This window comes from Actinomadura sp. ATCC 39365 (genome assembly GCF_054392275.1).
This window is the reverse complement of sequence record NZ_CP184335.1, coordinates 6,880,339-6,898,072: the sequence shown is the minus strand read 5'-3', so window position 1 is coordinate 6,898,072 and position 17,734 is coordinate 6,880,339. Positions and strand designations below refer to the sequence as shown.

Below are 17,734 nucleotides of genomic sequence, written 5' to 3'. Positions count from 1 at the left end.
GGAGAAGGATGTCGAGGATTGTCCGGCAGAACGTCCAGGTCATGTGCGGTCCGTGAGACGGATATAAATGGTCGAGGTGTAATGATGAGTGATATTTCCAGAAATGGTGCCAGCGGCAGCGGTCGGCCTGGACGGATCGGCATCGGTCTCGAGCTGGACGACGTCCATATGAAGATCCTTGAGGTCCTGCGCGAGAACGGCAGGATCTCGGTCGCCGCGCTGGCCGAACGGGTGGGCATCTCCCGCGCGAACGCCTACACGCGCTTCGAGGCGCTGCGCGCCGACGGCGCGATCAAGCGCTTCACCGCGGAGATCGACCACGTGCGCGCCGGGCTCGGCATCACCGCGTTGATCTTCGTGACCGTGCGCCAGCAGATGTGGAAGCAGTTCAGGGCCGAACTGGCCCGGATGCCCGAGGTCGAGTACTGCGCGATCACCACCGGCCAGCACGACGCCATGATCCAGGTACGGGTCTCCGACGTGGCCGCCGTGCACACCATGGTGACCGACCGCCTGGCCAACATCCCGGCGGTCAAGGCCACCGAGACCGTGTTCATCCTGGACGAGGTGCTCAGGCGGCCGTACGTGCTGCCGTCCGACCGGGACGCCTCCCGTCCCGCGCGGCGGACACCCCAGGAGACGCAAGGGGACGTGCCGCTCGGCAAGATGCGCTTCGTCGGCGCCGCCGAAGGACGCGCCGCCCTGCGCAAGGACGGCTAGCCACCGGCCTCCGCAAGGACGGTTGGCCACCGGCCTGCGCAAGGACGGTTGGCCACCGGGCTGCGCAAGGACGGTTGGCCATCGGGCTGCGCGAGGACGGTTGGGCGCCGCCCCCTCGCCGGGGGCGGCCGGTGCGTCGCCTGCTCCCGGCCTGCTCCCGGCCGGCCCTCGGCCGGAGGGCCGCCCGTCAGGGGCCGGTCAGGGGGCCGGGACCTCGGCGCACACGCTGACGTGCAGCGTGTCGTCGCCGTCGAAGCGGAACTCCTCGACCAGGCGCAGCAGCCCGTCCTCGCCCTGCTCGACGCGGCTGCTGCTCTGGCCGCCCGCCTTGCCGCCCGCCTTGAGCGCATGGGCGTAGGAGATGGAGACGTCGGCGCCGTCGCGCGTCCCGACGAAGCGGCCGTGGGTCACGGTGTCGCCCGTGTAGCTGCCCCACACCACGCCGTCGGCCTCCCAGTACAGGAACTCCGTCGGGCTGTCGGGGTCCACCGCGCTCGCCGTCGAGCTCACCATCACGAATTTACGGCCGTTGAGATTCACGCCGTCCATAGTCACCATTTTTCTGGATCATCACCGACCGGCTGGACGTTTGGTCAGAACGCCCGGTCATGATCACCGATCCGTCCAGCGGCGGCGCCGCCCCGGACCCCCGCGCGAGCAGGTTCTCGGCCTCCGGCGCCGCCTGGCGGCGCCCGACACGCTCGCCCGCGACTTTACCTGCCGGTAGCTGACACCAGCGTTGCATAGTGTGATAGTCATGTAACACTGTGTATTCGAGAAGATTTGGGAGATCTTCATGCTGGCGTACACGCTCTCGATCGTGGCGGCCGTGGGCGTGGTGGCGCTCACCGCGCTGGTGTTCCGGCTCACGAAGAAGGGCAGCGAGGACGCCGAGCCCGACGGGGTCTCGGCCGGTCACGCCGGGTCGATGTTGTCGGCCCTGTTCCTGCTGGTGTTCGCGATCGCGATCATCGTGCCGTGGACCACCGCCGACGCCGCCCGCCAGAACGCCCAAGCCGAGAGCCAGGCCGCGATCGACGCCTACTGGGCCGCGGCCGACCTGCCCGGCACGGCTCAGCAGACGGTCCGCACCGCGCTGCGCGACTACGTCACCTTCGTGGTCAGAGACGAGTGGCCGCTGATGGCCGAGGGCCGGATGGACCCGGTCGGCGCCGCCCGGCTCGACGCCATGCGCAGCCGGGTGAGCGCCGTCGCCGCCAAGACCGACGACGACAAGGACGCCCGCGACACCGTGCTCGAACGCGTCGCCGCGATCGCCTCCGCCCGTTCGCAGCGCTCGATGGACGCCGCCGCCACCCCGCCCCAGGGGCTGCTGTTCCTGACCGTGCTCACCGGCCTGCTGGTCGTCGTCTTCCCCTACCTGGCGGGCGCGCGGCCACGCGGCCTGGCATTCCTGCCGCTGCTCGCGATGGCCGCGATGCTCGGCTTCGGCACCTATCTGACCTGGGACATCTCCCACGCCTTCGCCGGGCCGCTGGCGGTCGGGCCGCAGGCGTTCCAGGGCGCGCTGCAGGAGTTCTCCCGCATCGCCGGGGGAATGTGACCGTGGGCGCCAGGCGCGCGCCGCTGCTGCTGGCCGCCGCTCTGCTCGCCGCGAGCGCGGCCGGTCCGGCGGCGGCCGACCTGCAATCCCCGGCGTCCGGCATGCGCGCACGTCCGTCGCAGCTCCCGAGCCCGGGGATCACGATCCACGGAAGGCCGGGGAGCGACGGCCGTGGCGGGCCGGTGGTGTCCGTACCGGGTGCGCAGATCTGGGACGATCCGGGGCCGCGCGTGTCGGTGCCGGGCGCGCAGATCTGGGACGACCCGGAGCCGCGGGCGTCGGTGTCCATGCGGCCCGGCGGGCGGGCGCCGCGGACCGGCGTCCCCGTGCCGCGCGTGTCGATCGGCCCTGACTCGGTGTGCGTGTACGGGCCGAGCGGCAGCGTCGAGGTGGGCGACTGCCACGTCCGCCCGTCCCCGCCGCCTCCGCCTCCGCCGCCTCGCTCGTCGCCGCGGCCGACACCGCGCCCCACGCTGACGCCCGCTCCGCCGCACACGCGGAGGCCGGTGCACCGTCCCACGCCCCGGCCGGTGCGCGTGGCACCTCCGGTGCGGGTGCCCGTCCAGGAGGTCAGGCCGACGCTCAAGCCCACCCCGACGGTCGCGGTGCGCAAGCGGGTCAAGCAGGTTCAGGCGCCGCCGAGGCGCAAGAACCCGCTCGGCACCGTCCTGGTCATGGTGGTCCTGGTGACGGCGATCGCCTCCACGACCGCGGTCGCGTTCAGGGTCCGCTGACGCCTCCGGCGGGGTCGGGCTCGACGGCGGTGGCCGGTGCGCACCGGGATGCGAGGATGGCGGCGTGTCCGAGCGTGACGAGGAACCGCCCACCGGGGGCGGTTGTGGCGGGGAGTCGCTGACCGGTGGTGGCGGTGACCGGGAGCGGGTGACCGGTGGCGGCCCTGACCAGGGGCTGCTCATCGGGGGTGGTTGTGACGGGGAGTTGCTGACCGGTGGCGGCGTCAACCAGGTGGTGCGGGTCGGTGCCACCGTGCGCCGCCCGACCGGCCCGTGGACGCCGTCCGTGCACGCGCTGCTCGCTCACCTGGCCGCCCGCGGCTTCACGGGCGCGCCGGCCGGGCACGGGATCGACGCCCAGGGCCGGGAGGTGCTCGACTTCGTCCCCGGCGAGGTGCCCGATCATCCGTTGCCCGCGTACGCCCGTTCCGACCGGGCCCTGCGCGACGTCGCCCGGTTGCTGCGCCGCTACCACGACGCCACCGAGGGGTTCCCGCCCGACGCCGGGGCCGCCTGGTATTTCCCGCCGCGTGAACCCGCCGAGGTCATCTGCCATGGGGACGTCGCGCCGTACAACTGCGTGTTCCGCGACGGGCGGCCGGTGGCCCTGATCGACTTCGACACCGCCCACCCGGGGCCGCGCGTGTGGGACGTCGCCTACGCCGCCTACCGGTTCGTCCCGCTGAGCGATCCCCGCCACGACGGGGCTGGTCCGGTGGAGGAGCAGGCACGCAGGCTGCGGCTGTTCGCCGACGCCTACGGCCTGGCCGAAGGTGACCGTCCGGCGCTGCCCGCCACGGCCGCCGACCGGCTGGCGCACCTCGTACGGCACATACGCGAACGCGCGGCGGCCGGGGACCGGGCCTTCGCCGCGCACATCGCCCGCGGCGACGACGCGCTGTACGACGCCGACCGCGAGCACGTCCTGTGCCACCGCGCCCTGTTCGCGGCGGCCCTGACCGAGCCGCCACCCGCGTGACCCGGCCGGGCCTCGCCATGGGAACGGCGGGCCTCGCCGCCCGGACCGGCCGGGTGGGAAGAGCGGGCGGGCGCGCGGGGTTGCACTCGACCGTGGAGACGACCGAGGTTGTGGTGATCGGGGCCGGGCAGGCGGGGCTGTCCAGCGCGTACTTCCTGCGGCGGTTCGGGATCGGGACGATCGTGCTCGACGCGGCCGCGGGGCCCGGAGGCGCGTGGCGGCATCGGTCGCCGTCGCTGACCATGGACAAGGTGCACGGGATCTTCGACCTGCCCGGCGTGCCGGACGGGGTGGAGGCGGCCGGTGACCGGCCCGCGGCGGAGGTCGTCCCGGAGTACTACGGCGACTACGAGCGGCGGGTGGGGCTGGAGGTCCTGCGGCCGGTCAAGGTGACGGCCGTCCGGGAGGGGGAGGACGGACGGCTGGTCGTGGCGGCGGACGTGGGGGAGTGGGCAGCCAGGGCCGTGGTCAACGCGACCGGCACCTGGACCCGTCCGTACTGGCCGTACTACCCGGGGGCGGCCGGCTTCCTGGGCGAGCAGCTTCACTACGCGGGGTATCGGGGGCCGGCGGCGTTCGCCGGTCGGCGGGTGGTCGTGGTCGGGGGTGGTGCCTCGGCGATGCACGTCTTGTCGGAGGTGGCCGGTGTCGCCGCCGGCACCGTCTGGGTCACCCGGCGTCCGCCCGTCTTCCGGGGCGACGACTTCGGCGAGGACGCCCGGCGCGAGGCCGTCGCCCTGGTGGAGGCGCGGGTGCGGGCCGGGTTGCCGCCGCAGAGCGTGGTCAGCGTCACCGGGCTCGGCTACAGCGTCGTCGTGCGGGAGGCGATGGCCAAGGGGGCGCTGGAGCGGCTGCCGATGTTCCGCCGCCTCACCCCGTACGGCGTGGAATGGGCCGACGGGCGGCAGACCGCGGCGGACGTCGTCGTGTGGGCCACCGGCTTCCGGTCGGCGCTCGACCACCTCGCGCCGCTGCGCCTGCGTGAGCCGGGCGGCGGCATCAAGGTGGACGGGACGCGGGTCGTCCGGGAGCCGCGGCTGCAACTCGTCGGCTACGGGCCCTCGGCCAGCACGGTCGGCGCCAACCGCGCGGGCCGCACCGCCGCCGGCAACATCCGCGCCCTCCTGACCCCACGCCCGGCGGTCCGGGCCTCCTGACCCCACGCCCGGCGGTCCGGGCCTCCTGACCCCGTGTCCGGCCCTTCCCGCGGCCTGACCTCGCGCTTGGTGGTCCGGGCCGCCTAATGGGAGCTACCGTGGCTGCTGATCGGGCAGACTCGGTGCCTGGTAGCCGCTGGTGAGTGAGCACTCTCGCCGCCTGGATCTTGAATCCTAGGGTCAGATCGTGCCCTCACTGGTGGTCAGGGGTCTTTGATCGCTGATGGGATGTCGTGCCCTCCGATGGTTGGGTGAGCACTGGTCCATTAGGTCGCCGACCGGCTCCTGCGGGCTTCCGTGTCCTGTTGTCGATCGTGGAGGTCGTTGTGCTGTTCGTTGGGGATGACTGGGCTGAAGATCACCACGACGTCGAGGTCCAGGACGAGGCTGGGAAGGTGTTGAAGCGAGTTCGGCTGCCCGAGGGGATGGCCGGGGTCGCCCGGTTCCACGACCTGGTGGGCCGGTTCGTCGCCGAGGATGCCGATCCCCGCGAGGTGCTGGTGTGTATCGAGACCGATCGAGGGCCCTGGGTGCGGGCGCTGGTCGCGGCCGGGTACCAGGTGTTCGGGGTCGACCCCAAGCAAGCGGCTCGGCACCGGGAGATCCTCAGTTCCTCTGGCGCCAAGAGCGACAAGGGTGACGCCCATGCGCTCGCGGATATGATCCGCACCCGCCGTCACCAGCTCCGCGAGGTGGCCGGGGACTCCGAGATCGCCGAGGCGGTCAAGGTCGTCACGCGGGCGCATCAGACGCTGCTGTGGGAGCGCACGAGACACATGCTCCGGCTGCGGGTCGCGTTGCGGGACTACTTCCCAGCCGCTCTGGAGGCATACAAGCCCCTCGGCCTCACCAGCCAGGCCGTGCTGAAGCTGCTGGCCAAGGCCCCCGCCCCCGAAGCCGCGGCCAAGCTGACGATCAGCCAGATCAGTGCCTGCCTGAAGGGCCGCCGCGATATCCCTGGCAAAGCCGTCGCGATCCAGGACGTGCTGCGCGCGCAACACCTGGGCCAGGCGCCACTCGTCACGACCGCCTACGCCTCGACCGTGAAATCACTAGCCGCGATCATCGCCGTCCTCAACACCGAGATCAAGACCCTCCAGGGCGAGGTCGAGGCCCATTTTGGCCGGCACCCGGACGCTGAGGTCATCCTCAGCCAGCCCGGCATCGGCGTCGTCCTCGGCGCCCGGGTGCTCGCCGAATTCGGAGACGCCAAGAACCGGTACGCCTCCGCCAAAGCCCGCAAGAACTACGCCGGCACCAGCCCGATCACTCGCCAGTCCGGCAAGACACGGGTCGTCCAGGCCCGGTTTGTTCACAACGACCGGCTGGTGGACGCCCTCCATCTCCAGGCGTCCTGCGCCATCCTCCACGACCGTGCAGTCCGCGCCTACTACGACCAGCTCAAAGCCCGCGACATCAGCCATAACGCCGCCCTGCGCCAAGTCGGCAACCGCCTGGTCGGCATCTTCCACGGCTGCCTCAAAACCCACAGCCACTACGACCAAGCAACCGCCTGGTCACACCACGACTACGACCTCACCGCTTGACACTCAACGTCCAGGGATGTCTGACCCCGCGCCCGGCGGTCCGGGCCGCCTGACCTCGCGACCGGCCCTTTTCGCGGCCTGGCCCCGCGTCCGGCCCTTTGCGCGTCCTCACTTCGTATCCGGCGGTTCGGGCTGTGTGCCCTTGCGGCGTGTCACCCGACTGCGCGTCCGGTGGCCTGGTCCGGTGTGTGGTGGGCCGGGCGTTTTGCCGTGTCCGGGCCCGGTTCTGCGCGGGGGTCAGTTCTCGGCGACGCCGAAGGCGGTCCAGCCGAGGTCGGGGAAGCCTGCCGCCTTGGCGACGGCGGCCGAGGCGGTGTTGCTGACCGCGTGCATGTACGTCGGCACCGCCCCCTCGTCCAGCACCCGCCGCGCCGCCTGCGCCACCAGCCGTCTGGCCAGGCCGCGTCCCCGGGCCTCGGGTGCGGTCACCACCGACAGCTCCCGTCCGAAGCGGTCGTGCCGCTTGATGCCCACTCCGGCCAGGTGTTCGCCGGTCTCGGGATCCACGGCCACCAGCACCTCGCCGCCGAACACGCGCAGCCATCCGGGCACGGCGTCGTCCGTCGCGGGCACCCACTCACCGGCGTCGGGCAGGGACGCGGGCTCGGTGGTCCACCGGAAGACGGCGTCGAACCAGCCGCGATCCCCATATCCGATCAGCTCGGGGATCTCCCGGACCGTCCGCGCGGCGCGCACCCGCGCGACGTGCTCGGGCGGCACCGACAACATCGCCCCCTCCGGGGTGCCGACGCCGATGGCCGGGTGCACGCGGCCGTCCCAGGCGGGCAGCGTACGCAGCGGCGAGCCCGTGACGTCGAGGTTTCCCGTGGGCGGCCAGGCCCCGAGCCATTCGCGCAGATGATCGGTGAGAGCCACGGACCTACTATAGGAAGTAGGAAAAATACCGATTGCGACAGGGGGTCGGTTACTCCCGCGAAGGGGCTCGACACGGCGTGTTACCTTCGGCTAGCGTCCTGACATAAGGATCTTTATCCGGTCAGGAGGGCCCGACATGGCTGTTCCCGGTTACACGGAGATCCGGGAACTCGGTCACGGAGGAACCGGCCGCGTCATGCTCGCCGTACGCGACTCCGACGGCTTACCGGTCGCGATCAAGCACCTGTCCGAGGCCCTGCGCGCGGACGGCGAGTTCGCCGCCCGCTTCCGCGCCGAGGCCGGGGTCATCGGCGAGATCGACAGCCCCCACACCGCCCGCCTGCTGGACTACGTCGAGGCCGGGGACACGTCCGTCATCGTGATGGAGCTGGTCGACGGCGTCACGCTGCGCCGCCTGATCGCCGCCGAGGGCGGCACCGGCGTGGAGGCCGCGCTCACCCTGCTGAAGGGGGCCCTGCTCGGCCTCGCCGAGGCGCACCGGCGCGGGGTGGCGCACCGCGACTTCAAGCCCGAGAACGTCATCATCACCCCGGACGGCGACAGCAAGCTGGTCGACTTCGGCGTCGCGGCCCGGTTCGGCGAGACCGGCGCCCTGGCCGGCACCCCCGCCTACATGTCCCCCGAGCAGTGGGAGGACGCCCCGGCCGGCCCGGCCTGCGACGTGTACGCCGCCGCCCTGGTGTTCTACGAATGCCTCACCGGCCGCCGCCCGTTCACCGCCGCGAACCTGGCCGTCCTGGCCTTCCAGCACCAGCACATGCCGCCCCCGCTGGAGCACGTGGACGGACGCCTGCGCGGGCTCGTCGAGCACGGCCTGGCCAAGGACCCCGCCCACCGGCCTGCCTCGGCCGAGGCGTTCCTCGCCGAACTGGAGGAGGTGGCGCGCGGGACGTACGGCGCGGGATGGGAGCTGCGCGGGCGGTCCGGCCTGGCCGTGCTGGCGATGCCGTTCGCCGCGCTGCTGCCGTCGGCCGGGACCGGCGGGGGGATGGTCGAGGGCCTCGGCGGAGGGATCATCGGGGGGAGCGGTGCGGAGAACGGCGCCGCGACGGGCACCAGCGTGGTGCGCAGCTCGCTGGGGCCGCCGGCCAAGCTCGCGGTGACCGGCGGGCTGGTGCTGGCGACGGCGGCGGCGGTGGCGTCGACGTTCGTGATCTGGAGCGGCTCGCCCTCGCTCGACAGCGGCACCGCGATGCCGCCGGAGTCCATGGGGAGCTCGTTCACGACGCCGCCCGTCTCGCCGGATCCGGTGCTGCCCGTGCCGAGCGGGTCCTGGACGGTCTCGCCGCCCGCGACGGCCACCGCCGGGCCCAGCGGGCATCCGACCGTGCCCACCGTGCCCACCGTGCCGACCGCGGGGCCCGCGTCGTCCGCGCCTCCGGCGCCGCCCGCCACGAGGGCCTCGAACAGCCGGCCGCCGAGGCCGACCAGCGGGCCGTCGGAGTCGGGGCCGCCGAAGTCCGGGCCGCCGAAGTCAGAGCCGCCTTCGGAGCCGCCGCCCACGCGGTCGTCGCCGCCGTCCACCCGGCAGTCCGCCACCGGCGGCCCGGTTCCCAGGCCGCCCGCCACGAGCGCCCCCGCTCCTGAGCCCTCCGCCAAGCCGCCCGCCAAGAGCCACGAACCGCTCCTGTCCGTCTCGGTCGGGTTGTCGCTCGGCGGGTCGCTGCTCGGCCGCGGCGGGGGCGGGCTGCTGGACGCCGACCTCGACGTCGGGCTGGGCTCCAGCCTGCTCGGCATGCTCGTGGTGCCCGGGTCTGCCCTGCTCGGAGGGCGTATCGCGGTCAGACGCGCACGAAAATCACGCAGTCAGGAAAAGTCATGAGTTGCGGGGAATGAGGCTTGATCCCCTACTATCAGCGTCGGAAAGAGGGCGTCCCGGACTCTGATTAGCTCCTGACCGGAACCCGCCCTGCGGCTCAGGCTAAGGAGGACAGTGGCGGTCGCCTCCCCCGCCGTGGGCCACGTGGCGCGGGCCGTGGTCGCCGTACTCGCCGGGCTGCTGCTGATGGCGGGCAACGCCTCAGCCGGGCACACGGCCCCCAAGCCCTCGGTGAAGCAGCTCAAGAAGGAGCTGGCCGCGCTGAGCAAGGAGTCGGACCGGCTCATCGAGGAGTACTACAACAGCCGCCGCGCCCAGCAGCAGGCAGAGAAGACGGAGAAGAGCGCGCGCGAGCGGCTGGCCGCCGCCCAGGAGGTCTACGACCGGGAGTCCCTCCAGCTCAGGACGCTGGCCGTGGCCCAGTACATCGGCGGCGAACCCAACCAGATCGCCCTGTTCACCGGCAGCCAGAACCCGGACGCGCTGCTGAGCCGCCTGGCGCTCAGCCGTCACCTCATCGACGTCCAGGACGCCCGGCTGCGCGGCTACGCCAAGGTCAGGGACGAGCGCCGCAAGGCCGAGCAGGAGGCCGCCGCCCGCGCCGAGGAGCTCGGGACCGCGGTGTCCGACCTGGAGCGGCGCAAGGAGAAGGCCGAGAAGCTGATCGAGAAGATCAGGGACCGGATCGACAAGCTCTACACGGCCCCGGGCGTGCGCCGCCCGGACGGCACGTGGGTGCCGCAGCTCCCGGACGGCTCCGAGAACATCACGCCCCGCATGCGCCTGGTCAAGACGCTGATCAAGGAACGGTTCGTGGTGCCGTACGGGATCGGCTGCTTCCGGACGATCCAGGACGGCGGCGAGCACCCGCTCGGCCGGGCCTGCGACTTCATGCTCAGCCACGGCGGCGCGATGCCGTCGGCGGCCGAGGTCAAGCGCGGCTACGAGATCGCCGACTGGGCCATCAAGAACTCCCGGCGCCTCGGGATCATGTACATCATCTACCGCCAGCGCATCTGGCATGCCAGGACGGGCACCTGGCGGACGATGTCCAACCGCGGCGGCACGACGGCCAACCACTTCGACCATCCGCACATCTCGGTCTACTAGCTCGCTCCGGGGCGTACCCGCCCGCGCGGCTTCAGGCGGATGGAGGGCAGCGCCGGGGCGGGCAGCGGCTCGCCGTCGAAGCCCTCGACGGCGCCGAAGCCCTCGCCCTCCGCCCACTCCTTCCGGAAGGCGGCGATCTCCTCGTGGGAGCGCCCCACGAAGTTCCACCACATGACGATCTCCTCGCCGAACGGCTCGCCGCCGATCAGCAGCACCCGCCCGCGCCCCGACAGCCGCAACGTCTCGGGGCCCGGCGGCAGGTAGCGCAGCGCCCCCGGCACGGCCTGCTCGACCTCGCCGTCGAGCAGCAGCAGCCCGTGCTCGAAGGCGGGGTCGAGCGGCACCTCGCCCGCGCCGTCGACCGTCACCTCGGCGCCCACCAGAGGGGTGTAGGTGGTGGCGGGCGAGGGCACGCCGCCGAGCGTGCCCATGATCACGGTGGCGTCGAAGCCGGGGCCGGACAACACGGGCAGGGTGGCGTGGTGCTCGAAGGCGGGGGCCGTGCGCCGGTGGGCCTCCGGCAGGGCCACCCAGAGCTGCACGCCGTGCAGCGTCGTGCCGGGCGACTCCTCCGAGTGGGAGATGCCGCGCCCGGCCGTCATCAGGTTGAGCCGGCCGGGGCGCACCCGGCTCAGGCTGCCGACGCTGTCGCGGTGGAGCACCTCGCCCGCGACCAGCCAGGTCACCGTCTGCAGGCCGGTGTGCGGGTGGGGCGGCACGCGCATCAGCGCCGGCTCGGGGCCGTAGGCGTCGACGAAGCACCAGGCGCCGACCATCCGGCGGTGCACGCCGGGCAGCGTCCTGCTCACCCGCATCGCGCGCGGGCCGCCCAGCGGCACCTCGCGTCCGGTCAGCACCTCGCTCCGGTCGCCGGCGTCGGCGGCGCAGCGGAGTTCGCGGGGGGCACGTTCCATGTTGCTCACCCCATGACTGTAGGGGGCCGTACGACCCCCCACATCCGGCGTCTTTCGGACGTGACGGCTATCCCAGGGTCTCCCACCAGCCGTCGACGGACTGGACGGCGGTCACGTCCACGCCCTCGCCCGGCCGGGGCACCACGATCTCGACGTCGCGCGCCTTCGCCTCCCGCCACAGCCGGTCGACCGGCTCGGCCCACGGGTGCAGCGCCAGCGTGAACGTCGCCCAGTGGACCGGCAGCAGCAGCTTGCCGCCGAGGTCGAGGTGGGCGTTGACGGCCTCCTCCGGGTTCATGTGGATGTCGGGCCAGGCCGGGCTGTAGGCGCCGATCGGCATCAGCGTCAGGTCGAACGGCCCGTGCGCGGCCCCGATGCCCCGGTAGCCCTGGAAGTATCCCGAGTCGCCGGCGTAGAACACCCGCTTGCTCGCCCCGGCCACCACCCACGAGCCCCACAGGGTGTCGTTCCTGGTGAAGGCCCGCCCCGAGAAGTGCCGGGCGGCGGTGGCGACGAAGCGCAGGCCCGCCACCTCGGCCTCCTCGTCCCAGTCGAGCTCGATGATCCGGTACAGCGGCACGCCCCACCGCTCCAGGTGCGCGCCGATGCCCAGCGGGACCAGGAACGGCGCCTTCTGGGTGCGCGTGAGCGAGCGCACGGTGGCCATGTCGAGGTGGTCATAGTGGTCGTGCGAGATCGCGATCGCGTCGACCTGCGGCAGGTCGCCGATGTCCAGCGGCAGCGGGTGGTGCCGCTTGGGGCCGACGAGCTGGGAGGGGGAGACCCGGTTGCTCCACACCGGGTCGAACAGCACCCGCCTGCCCTCGATCTCCACCAGGGTGGAGGCGTGGCCGTACCAGACCGCGCGCAGGCCGTCGGCCGGCGGCGGGCCGGACGGCGGAAGGCGCAGCGGGATGGGCCCGGCCGGATGCCGCTGCTCCTTGTTCCTGGCCATCTCGGCCAGCAGGCCCACGGGGGCGTGGTCATCAGGGCGGTCGGCTCGGACATGGGGTTGACGAACGTGTCGCCCCTGAACTGCGGCGAACGCCGCATCCTGCCCACCCGGTCCGGCCCCGATGTCAAAGGTCGCACGCCCAGCTCGGCCGGTATCCCGCGCAACGCCCACCCGGCCGCGGCGGCGAGCGCGCCGCCCGCGAGGATCCGCCGTGCGGTCCGCATTCCTGCCATTGCCCACACTCCCCTGGAGATGATGTCCATCCCGCCCAACCGGGCGGGATTCCCCGGTGTTCCCGTTCTACGATATATCGCGATAGTTCATACCGTCTTGATCGCTCCGCCGTCGATGACGTAGTCGGCGCCGTTCACGCTCGCGGCGTGCGGCGAGGCCAGGTACGTCACCAGGGAGGCGACTTCTTCCGGTTCGACGAACCTACCGGTCGTCATTCCGGTGACCGACGGCAGCCCCGCGAGCAACTGCTCGTGGTCCATGCCGAGCGAGGCCGCCAGGGCGGCGCCGTACCCGTCGGGGGCCTCCCACAGCGAGGTGCGCGCGGCGCCGGGGGAGATGGTGGCGACGCGCACCCCTTGCGGGCCGAACTCCTCGGCCAGGGCCTTGCCGAACGCCGTCAGCGCGGCCTTGGCGGTGGTGTAGACGACCGGACCCATGTGCGGTACGCGGGCGCCGTTGGACGAGATGTTGATCACAGTGCCGCCGCGCCGCAACAGGCTGGGCATCGCGGCCCTGGTGGCCCGCACGGCGCTGAGGAAGTTCAGGTCGTACGACTGGCGCCAGGCGTCGTCGTCGAAGCCGAGGAAGCCGCTGAGCTGCCCCTCGCCGCCGTCGCCGCCGCCCACGTTGTTGACCAGGAGATCGATCTCGCCCAGCTCGGCCAGCGCGCGTTCGGTCAGCTCCACCGGGCCCGCCGCGGTGGACAGGTCGGCGGTCACGGTGATCGCGCCGGTGCGCTCCAGCTCGGGGGAGATCGTACGGGCCGCGGCCACGACCCGCATGCCCTCCGCCGTCAGCGCCTCGACGATCGCCAGCCCCAGCCCCCTGCTCGCGCCGGAGACGACGGCGGTCTTGCCGGTGAGTCGCATGTCCATGTGAATCGCCCTTCTTGCATCAGTGGTGATGCGATGACTCTAGAACTTGCAACACTGATGACGCAACTCCGCCTTGAATGGGTACTGTCATGTACCCTCTGGGGTGTGAGTGGGACGACGCGGGCCCTGCGGTCCGACGCGGAGCGGACCGTCCGGACGATCCTGGAGGCCGCCGAACGGGTGCTCAGCAGGAACCCGGCGGCCAGCATGGAGCAGATCGCCGAGGCGGCCGGGGTGGCGCGCACGACCGTCCACCGGCGCTTCGCCTCCAGGGAGGCGCTGGTGGAGGCGATGACCGAGTGGGCCACCCGGCAGTTCGCCGCCGCCGTGGACGCCGCCCGTCCCGAGCAGGCGCCGCCCCTGGTCGCGCTCTACCAGGTGACGGCCAACGTGCTGCGGGTGAAGATCGACTGGGGGTTCGCGATGAGCCGCGGGCCGTCGGCGGGGGCCGAGGTGGCCCAGGTGCACTCCGAGGTCGAGGCGAGGTGCGACCAGCTGTTCCGGCAGGCGCGGGTGGCCGGGGTGCTGCGGGAGGACGTGGAGCCGGAGTGGGCCAGGCGGGTGTACTACGCGCTGATCCACGAGGCGGCGCAGAGCCGCGACGGCGAGCCGGAGGCGCTGGCGGGCCGGCTGGTGGACACCTTGCTGCGCGGCGTGGGCCCGGGCCACGGCCTTCCCCCCACCCCGAGCCCTCCTGCCGCCCCGCCCACCTCCCCGAGCCCTTCGGAGTAGGAGGTTCGTTCGGTCAGGGGTTGCGGGCCAGGGCGTCGCGGCGCTCGTCCGGGCGGCGTTCCGGGTGGGGCCACGGGTTCGGACGGCAGCGGCCCAGCGACTTCGACTGCTGGACCATCACCGGAGCCGGCAGGCCGGGGCCCGGGCAGGCACGATGGCCGTGCCCCAGGCTGTGGCCGACCTCGTGGCTGATGAGGTAGTCGCGGTAGGCGGCCAGGTCGCCGTCGTACTGCGGGACGCCGTCGGCCCAGCGGAGCGCGTTGATGACCGAGCGCGTCCCGTTCCAGCACGACAACGTGCCGCCGGTGCGCAACGGCAGGCACTGGCGGACGGTCAGCCCCGGGCTGGACAGTGCCACCCGCACCCGTACCGGGCCGTGGTCGACGCGCTGGAAGCGGGCCCATCCGCGCGGGTCGTTGAGTGTCCGGTGCACGGCGGCCGCGAACACGGGCCCGTCGATCGGCAGGCCGCGTTCAACCTCCACCAGGTACCGCACCACCTCGCCCTCTCCCGGCCGGGCGGGTGCGCCGCCGGGCACCACGGCGTACGAGCCCGAGGCGGCGTACGGCACCTTGACGTGCTCGGCGGGAAGGGGGATCGGCGCGGGGACCGAGGGGAGCGGCGGAGGTGTGACGGCGGGAGCGGCCCGTTGAGTGGGGGGCTCGGGCCCTTCCGTTCGTTCCGGGGCGGAGGCGCATCCGGCGGCCAGCAGCAGGATGATCAGCAGCGCGAACAGCGGCAACGCGGCCTCCCCACGAGATCACGGTGGGGAGAAATCCACCATATCCGCGCAGTGTCGCCTGGATCATGCCGGGGTCTGGCCAAGGGGTCGCGCGGACAGGCGCGCGACTGCCGCGCCTCGGCTGTTCTTACGAGGCGATCGCCGACACCATCTGTACCTCGACGAGATCGCCGTGGACGGCTCTCTCACCAAGGCTCCCGGAGGTGGAGCGGCGGCCGGGCGTTACCTGGCACGTCGGACGCACCCACTCCTGCCAGCGGACGCCCGCTGCTGCGAGCGGCGCGAATCGCCGGCCATGACCGCGCCCTGCCCGTACGGTCTCCTACGACCCCGGGTGGAAGCCCGGAGAGCCCAGCTCCGCGAACCAGCTCGGTGGCTCGGGCGCGGTGAACGCGGTGGTCATCGCGTCCAGCCAGGCGGCGAACGTGGGGAAGTCCGAGGTGGAGTTGTCCGGGTCCTCCCAGCTCCCGTCCTCGACGTAGCGTGCGCGCCCTTCCTGGTCGTCGTAGTGGTGGTAATAGACCGGGTACTCGCCGTCCGCGTCCGGCTGGGTGACGTCGAAGCACCAAACCGCCTCGTTGTCCGCGTCCGCGAGGGCGAAGCCGACCAGGTGGTTGGTGGACAGCCACCGGCCGTCGCCGCGGTCCACATCCTCGGGCATGTGCACGAGATCGGCGTTCAGCTCGACGATGGCGTCGTCACCGACGACGACGAACTCGATGTACTCGTTGGACGAGACGTCCCGGCGCTTGCAGGCAAAGGTGTTGTGCTCGGCGAGGAAAGCCCGGTAGCTGGGCGGAGCCGTCCAGTCGACGGTTCCGAAATGGGGCTTCAGCCCAGTCTCGCGGTTGCGGACGGCTTCGGCGGAGGCGGGTTCCGACGCCGTGATGGTGACCGTTCCGGATTCGGCGGCGCGGTGAAGGATTGCCAGACTCTCGTGTATCGACATCGCGGTCCTTGATCGGGGGATCGTACGGCTATGCGGGCGTGGCTCATCAACTGTCAGGTGCCTGATTGTGGCCGATGACCACGATCGGCGGAGTGGGCACCTCCTGTCCGGGCCCGCGGACAGCCTCCGTCCGCACCGATCCGCGTGGCCTCTGACGCCGACCTACCGCCAACCCCCGCCATCCGGACGCGGCACGCCCCGCTCACGTCCTGGGTCGGCCTGCCGTCTGGGGGCGGCGTCGTCGGTGTCGGCGCCCGATGGACGCCTTTCCTCCATCGCGGGGACCTTCGCCGGGCGTCCACCAGCCGGCCTGGTCGGCGCGGGGGTCCGCGCCGACCCGCGGTTTCGGCGGGCCTGCTGGTGGTCAGACGGTGCGGGGGGCGTAGGGGGTAAGGTCGATGGGGGGTTGTTCGTCGAGGGCGAGCTTGGCGACGAGTTCGCCGGTGAACGGGCCCGCCGTCAGCCCGTACGCGCTCAGCCCCGTCGCCACGACCACCCGCGGCGTGAGCCGGCCGATGAGCGCGGGGCCGGGGGCGTTGACCGGGCGCAGGCCGACCCTGGTCTCCGACACCGTCGCCCCGAACAGGCCGGGCGCCACCCGCAACCCCGCCTCGATCACCTCTTCGAGCCCGCCCATCGTGACCCGTGGCGCGAACCCGACGTCCTCCACGGTCGCGCCGATCACCACCCGCGAGCCGGGGAACCCCAGCAGGTACGGCCCGCTCCTGGGCAGCACGATGGGCCAGAACGCGGTGTCCACGCCGTCGAGGGTGGCGTGCAGGATCTGCCCGCGCCGGGGGAACACCGGCAGCTCCACCCCGAGCGGACGGCACACCTCGCCCGTCCACGCCCCGGCCGCCACGATCACGACGTCCGCCTCCAGCGGGACGCCCTCGTCGGCGGGCACGCGTTCGGCCAGGAAAGGGGCGGCGGGTTCGGCCGGTGGGACGGGTGTGACCGGCTCCACGGGCGGGGCGGGCGCGGGGGCCGGGGCGGGGCCGCCGGGGGAGCCGTCCGGAGGGCCGCCGAAGGGTGCGTCGCCCGCTGCGCCGACCGGTCCCTCGTCGGACGCCTCGAACGGGCTCTCGGTCAGGCCGCCGGTGGCGGACGGCGTGTCGCCCGGCGCGTGGGGAGCGGCCTGGCGCCAGGAGGTGGTCCGGCCGCTCACCGCGCCGGCTCCCGGCCCCGGCTGGGCCCACTGCGGCCCGTTCCCCGCCGGGATGTCCTCGTCGGCGGCGTGCAGGCGCACCTGTCCGTCGGGGGTGAGGACGGCGCTGCCGCGCAGCACCTCGGCGCCCCGGGCGACGGCGGCGCGCAGCAGCGCGTCGCGTACGGCGCTGCCGTCCACCCGGGCGGCCCCCGGCACGAGGAGCGCGCTGAGGTCGTCGGACAGCGGCGGGAACAGGTCGGACGGCGTGAGCACGTCGGTGACCTCGCCCATCTCGGGCGCTTCGGCGTAGCGGCGGCGCAGCAGGGCCCGCACCGGTTCGAGGTCGACCGGGTCCTCCGCCACGAGCAGGGCCCCGACCTTGGCGTAACCGATGTCCTCGCCCAGGGCCTCGACCAGCCTGGGGTAGTGGCGGGCGCCCTCGCTGGTCAGCCGGTACCAGGAGTCGTCCTCCGGATGGTCCACCCACGGGCACACGATGCCCGCGCCCGCCTGGGTCGCCTGGCCCTGGGAGCCGCGGTCCACCACGGTCACGGCCACGCCGCGGCCGCTCAGGTAGTAGGCGGCGCTCGCCCCGACGATCCCGCTGCCGATCACCACAACACGCATGCCCACATGATCGCAGGCGCGAGCGATCT

The 17,734-nt window shown here is 72.8% G+C and carries 18 protein-coding genes and 1 pseudogene; 10 read left to right on the top strand and 9 right to left on the bottom strand.

Going from position 1 to position 17,734, the window contains the following annotated elements; translation table 11 throughout:
- Window positions 1-39 precede the first annotated feature (39 nt).
- A complete protein-coding gene (locus ACNF49_RS33785) occupies window positions 40-168 on the bottom strand; it encodes a hypothetical protein (protein WP_482940096.1) in 129 nt (42 codons plus the stop codon).
- On the opposite strand from ACNF49_RS33785, the gene ACNF49_RS33780 reads away from it, so the two are divergent.
- Window positions 169-720, top strand: coding sequence for an Lrp/AsnC family transcriptional regulator (locus ACNF49_RS33780; RefSeq protein ID WP_357987270.1), 552 nt, complete (start codon window positions 169-171; stop codon window positions 718-720).
- A 198-nt stretch (window positions 721-918) separates the two neighbouring features.
- Here the strand turns inward: ACNF49_RS33780 and ACNF49_RS33775 are convergent, their stop codons facing one another.
- Window positions 919-1,269, bottom strand: coding sequence for an avidin-fold protein (locus ACNF49_RS33775; RefSeq protein WP_358011122.1), 351 nt, complete (start codon window positions 1,267-1,269; stop codon window positions 919-921).
- 247 nt (window positions 1,270-1,516) lie between these two features.
- Between ACNF49_RS33775 and ACNF49_RS33770 the strand changes: the two genes are divergently transcribed.
- From ACNF49_RS33770 to ACNF49_RS33750, 5 genes are all read left to right on the top strand, one after another.
- Window positions 1,517-2,284 carry a bestrophin-like domain gene (locus ACNF49_RS33770; RefSeq protein ID WP_482940095.1) on the top strand — a complete coding sequence of 256 codons (768 nt, stop codon included), beginning with the start codon at window positions 1,517-1,519 and terminating at the stop codon, window positions 2,282-2,284.
- A 2-nt stretch (window positions 2,285-2,286) separates the two neighbouring features.
- Entirely contained in the window at window positions 2,287-3,018 is a 732-nt protein-coding gene (locus ACNF49_RS33765; RefSeq protein ID WP_482940094.1) for a hypothetical protein, read from the top strand.
- A gap of 64 nt (window positions 3,019-3,082) precedes the next feature.
- A complete protein-coding gene (locus ACNF49_RS33760; RefSeq protein ID WP_482940093.1) occupies window positions 3,083-3,997 on the top strand; it encodes a phosphotransferase enzyme family protein in 915 nt (304 codons plus the stop codon).
- A 92-nt stretch (window positions 3,998-4,089) separates the two neighbouring features.
- Window positions 4,090-5,154, top strand: coding sequence for an NAD(P)-binding domain-containing protein (locus ACNF49_RS33755; RefSeq protein WP_482940092.1), 1,065 nt, complete (start codon window positions 4,090-4,092; stop codon window positions 5,152-5,154).
- Between the two features lie 326 nt (window positions 5,155-5,480).
- Window positions 5,481-6,701, top strand: coding sequence for an IS110 family RNA-guided transposase (locus ACNF49_RS33750; protein ID WP_482945622.1), 1,221 nt, complete (start codon window positions 5,481-5,483; stop codon window positions 6,699-6,701).
- A 237-nt stretch (window positions 6,702-6,938) separates the two neighbouring features.
- Here ACNF49_RS33750 and ACNF49_RS33745 read toward each other — a convergent pair whose 3' ends face one another.
- Window positions 6,939-7,577, bottom strand: a complete 639-nt coding sequence (locus ACNF49_RS33745) for a GNAT family N-acetyltransferase (protein WP_357987252.1) — start codon at window positions 7,575-7,577, stop codon at window positions 6,939-6,941.
- A gap of 136 nt (window positions 7,578-7,713) precedes the next feature.
- Between ACNF49_RS33745 and ACNF49_RS33740 the strand changes: the two genes are divergently transcribed.
- Window positions 7,714-9,420 (top strand): serine/threonine-protein kinase, encoded by a 1,707-nt coding sequence (locus ACNF49_RS33740; RefSeq protein ID WP_482940091.1) that lies wholly within the window; start codon window positions 7,714-7,716, stop codon window positions 9,418-9,420.
- Window positions 9,421-9,531: 111 nt separating this feature from the next.
- Window positions 9,532-10,527 (top strand): coiled-coil domain-containing protein, encoded by a 996-nt coding sequence (locus ACNF49_RS33735; protein WP_482940090.1) that lies wholly within the window; start codon window positions 9,532-9,534, stop codon window positions 10,525-10,527.
- On the opposite strand, the gene ACNF49_RS33730 is transcribed toward ACNF49_RS33735, so the two are convergent.
- The 3 genes from ACNF49_RS33730 to ACNF49_RS33720 form a co-directional block, all read right to left on the bottom strand.
- Entirely contained in the window at window positions 10,524-11,450 is a 927-nt protein-coding gene (locus ACNF49_RS33730; RefSeq protein ID WP_482940089.1) for a pirin family protein, read from the bottom strand. The genes ACNF49_RS33735 and ACNF49_RS33730 overlap by 4 nt on opposite strands.
- Before the next feature lie 58 nt (window positions 11,451-11,508).
- Complete coding sequence (locus ACNF49_RS33725) at window positions 11,509-12,414, bottom strand: MBL fold metallo-hydrolase (protein ID WP_482940088.1); 906 nt, start codon at window positions 12,412-12,414, stop codon at window positions 11,509-11,511.
- A 302-nt stretch (window positions 12,415-12,716) separates the two neighbouring features.
- Window positions 12,717-13,505 (bottom strand): SDR family oxidoreductase, encoded by a 789-nt coding sequence (locus ACNF49_RS33720; protein WP_482940087.1) that lies wholly within the window; start codon window positions 13,503-13,505, stop codon window positions 12,717-12,719.
- Window positions 13,506-13,610: 105 nt separating this feature from the next.
- Here ACNF49_RS33720 and ACNF49_RS33715 point away from each other — a divergent pair, with 105 nt between their 5' ends.
- Window positions 13,611-14,237, top strand: a complete 627-nt coding sequence (locus ACNF49_RS33715) for a TetR/AcrR family transcriptional regulator (protein WP_482940086.1) — start codon at window positions 13,611-13,613, stop codon at window positions 14,235-14,237.
- A gap of 13 nt (window positions 14,238-14,250) precedes the next feature.
- Here ACNF49_RS33715 and ACNF49_RS33710 read toward each other — a convergent pair whose 3' ends face one another.
- A complete protein-coding gene (locus tag ACNF49_RS33710; RefSeq protein ID WP_482940085.1) occupies window positions 14,251-14,979 on the bottom strand; it encodes a DUF3152 domain-containing protein in 729 nt (242 codons plus the stop codon).
- Between the two features lie 136 nt (window positions 14,980-15,115).
- Here ACNF49_RS33710 and ACNF49_RS33705 point away from each other — a divergent pair.
- Window positions 15,116-15,202: pseudogene (locus tag ACNF49_RS33705) on the top strand (IS5/IS1182 family transposase); the annotation flags it as partial.
- Between the two features lie 99 nt (window positions 15,203-15,301).
- On the opposite strand, the gene ACNF49_RS33700 reads toward ACNF49_RS33705, so the two are convergent.
- A complete protein-coding gene (locus ACNF49_RS33700) occupies window positions 15,302-15,928 on the bottom strand; it encodes an SMI1/KNR4 family protein (RefSeq protein WP_482945725.1) in 627 nt (208 codons plus the stop codon).
- A 364-nt stretch (window positions 15,929-16,292) separates the two neighbouring features.
- Entirely contained in the window at window positions 16,293-17,705 is a 1,413-nt protein-coding gene (locus ACNF49_RS33695) for an NAD(P)/FAD-dependent oxidoreductase (RefSeq protein WP_482940084.1), read from the bottom strand.
- Between the last annotated feature and the right edge of the window lie 29 nt (window positions 17,706-17,734).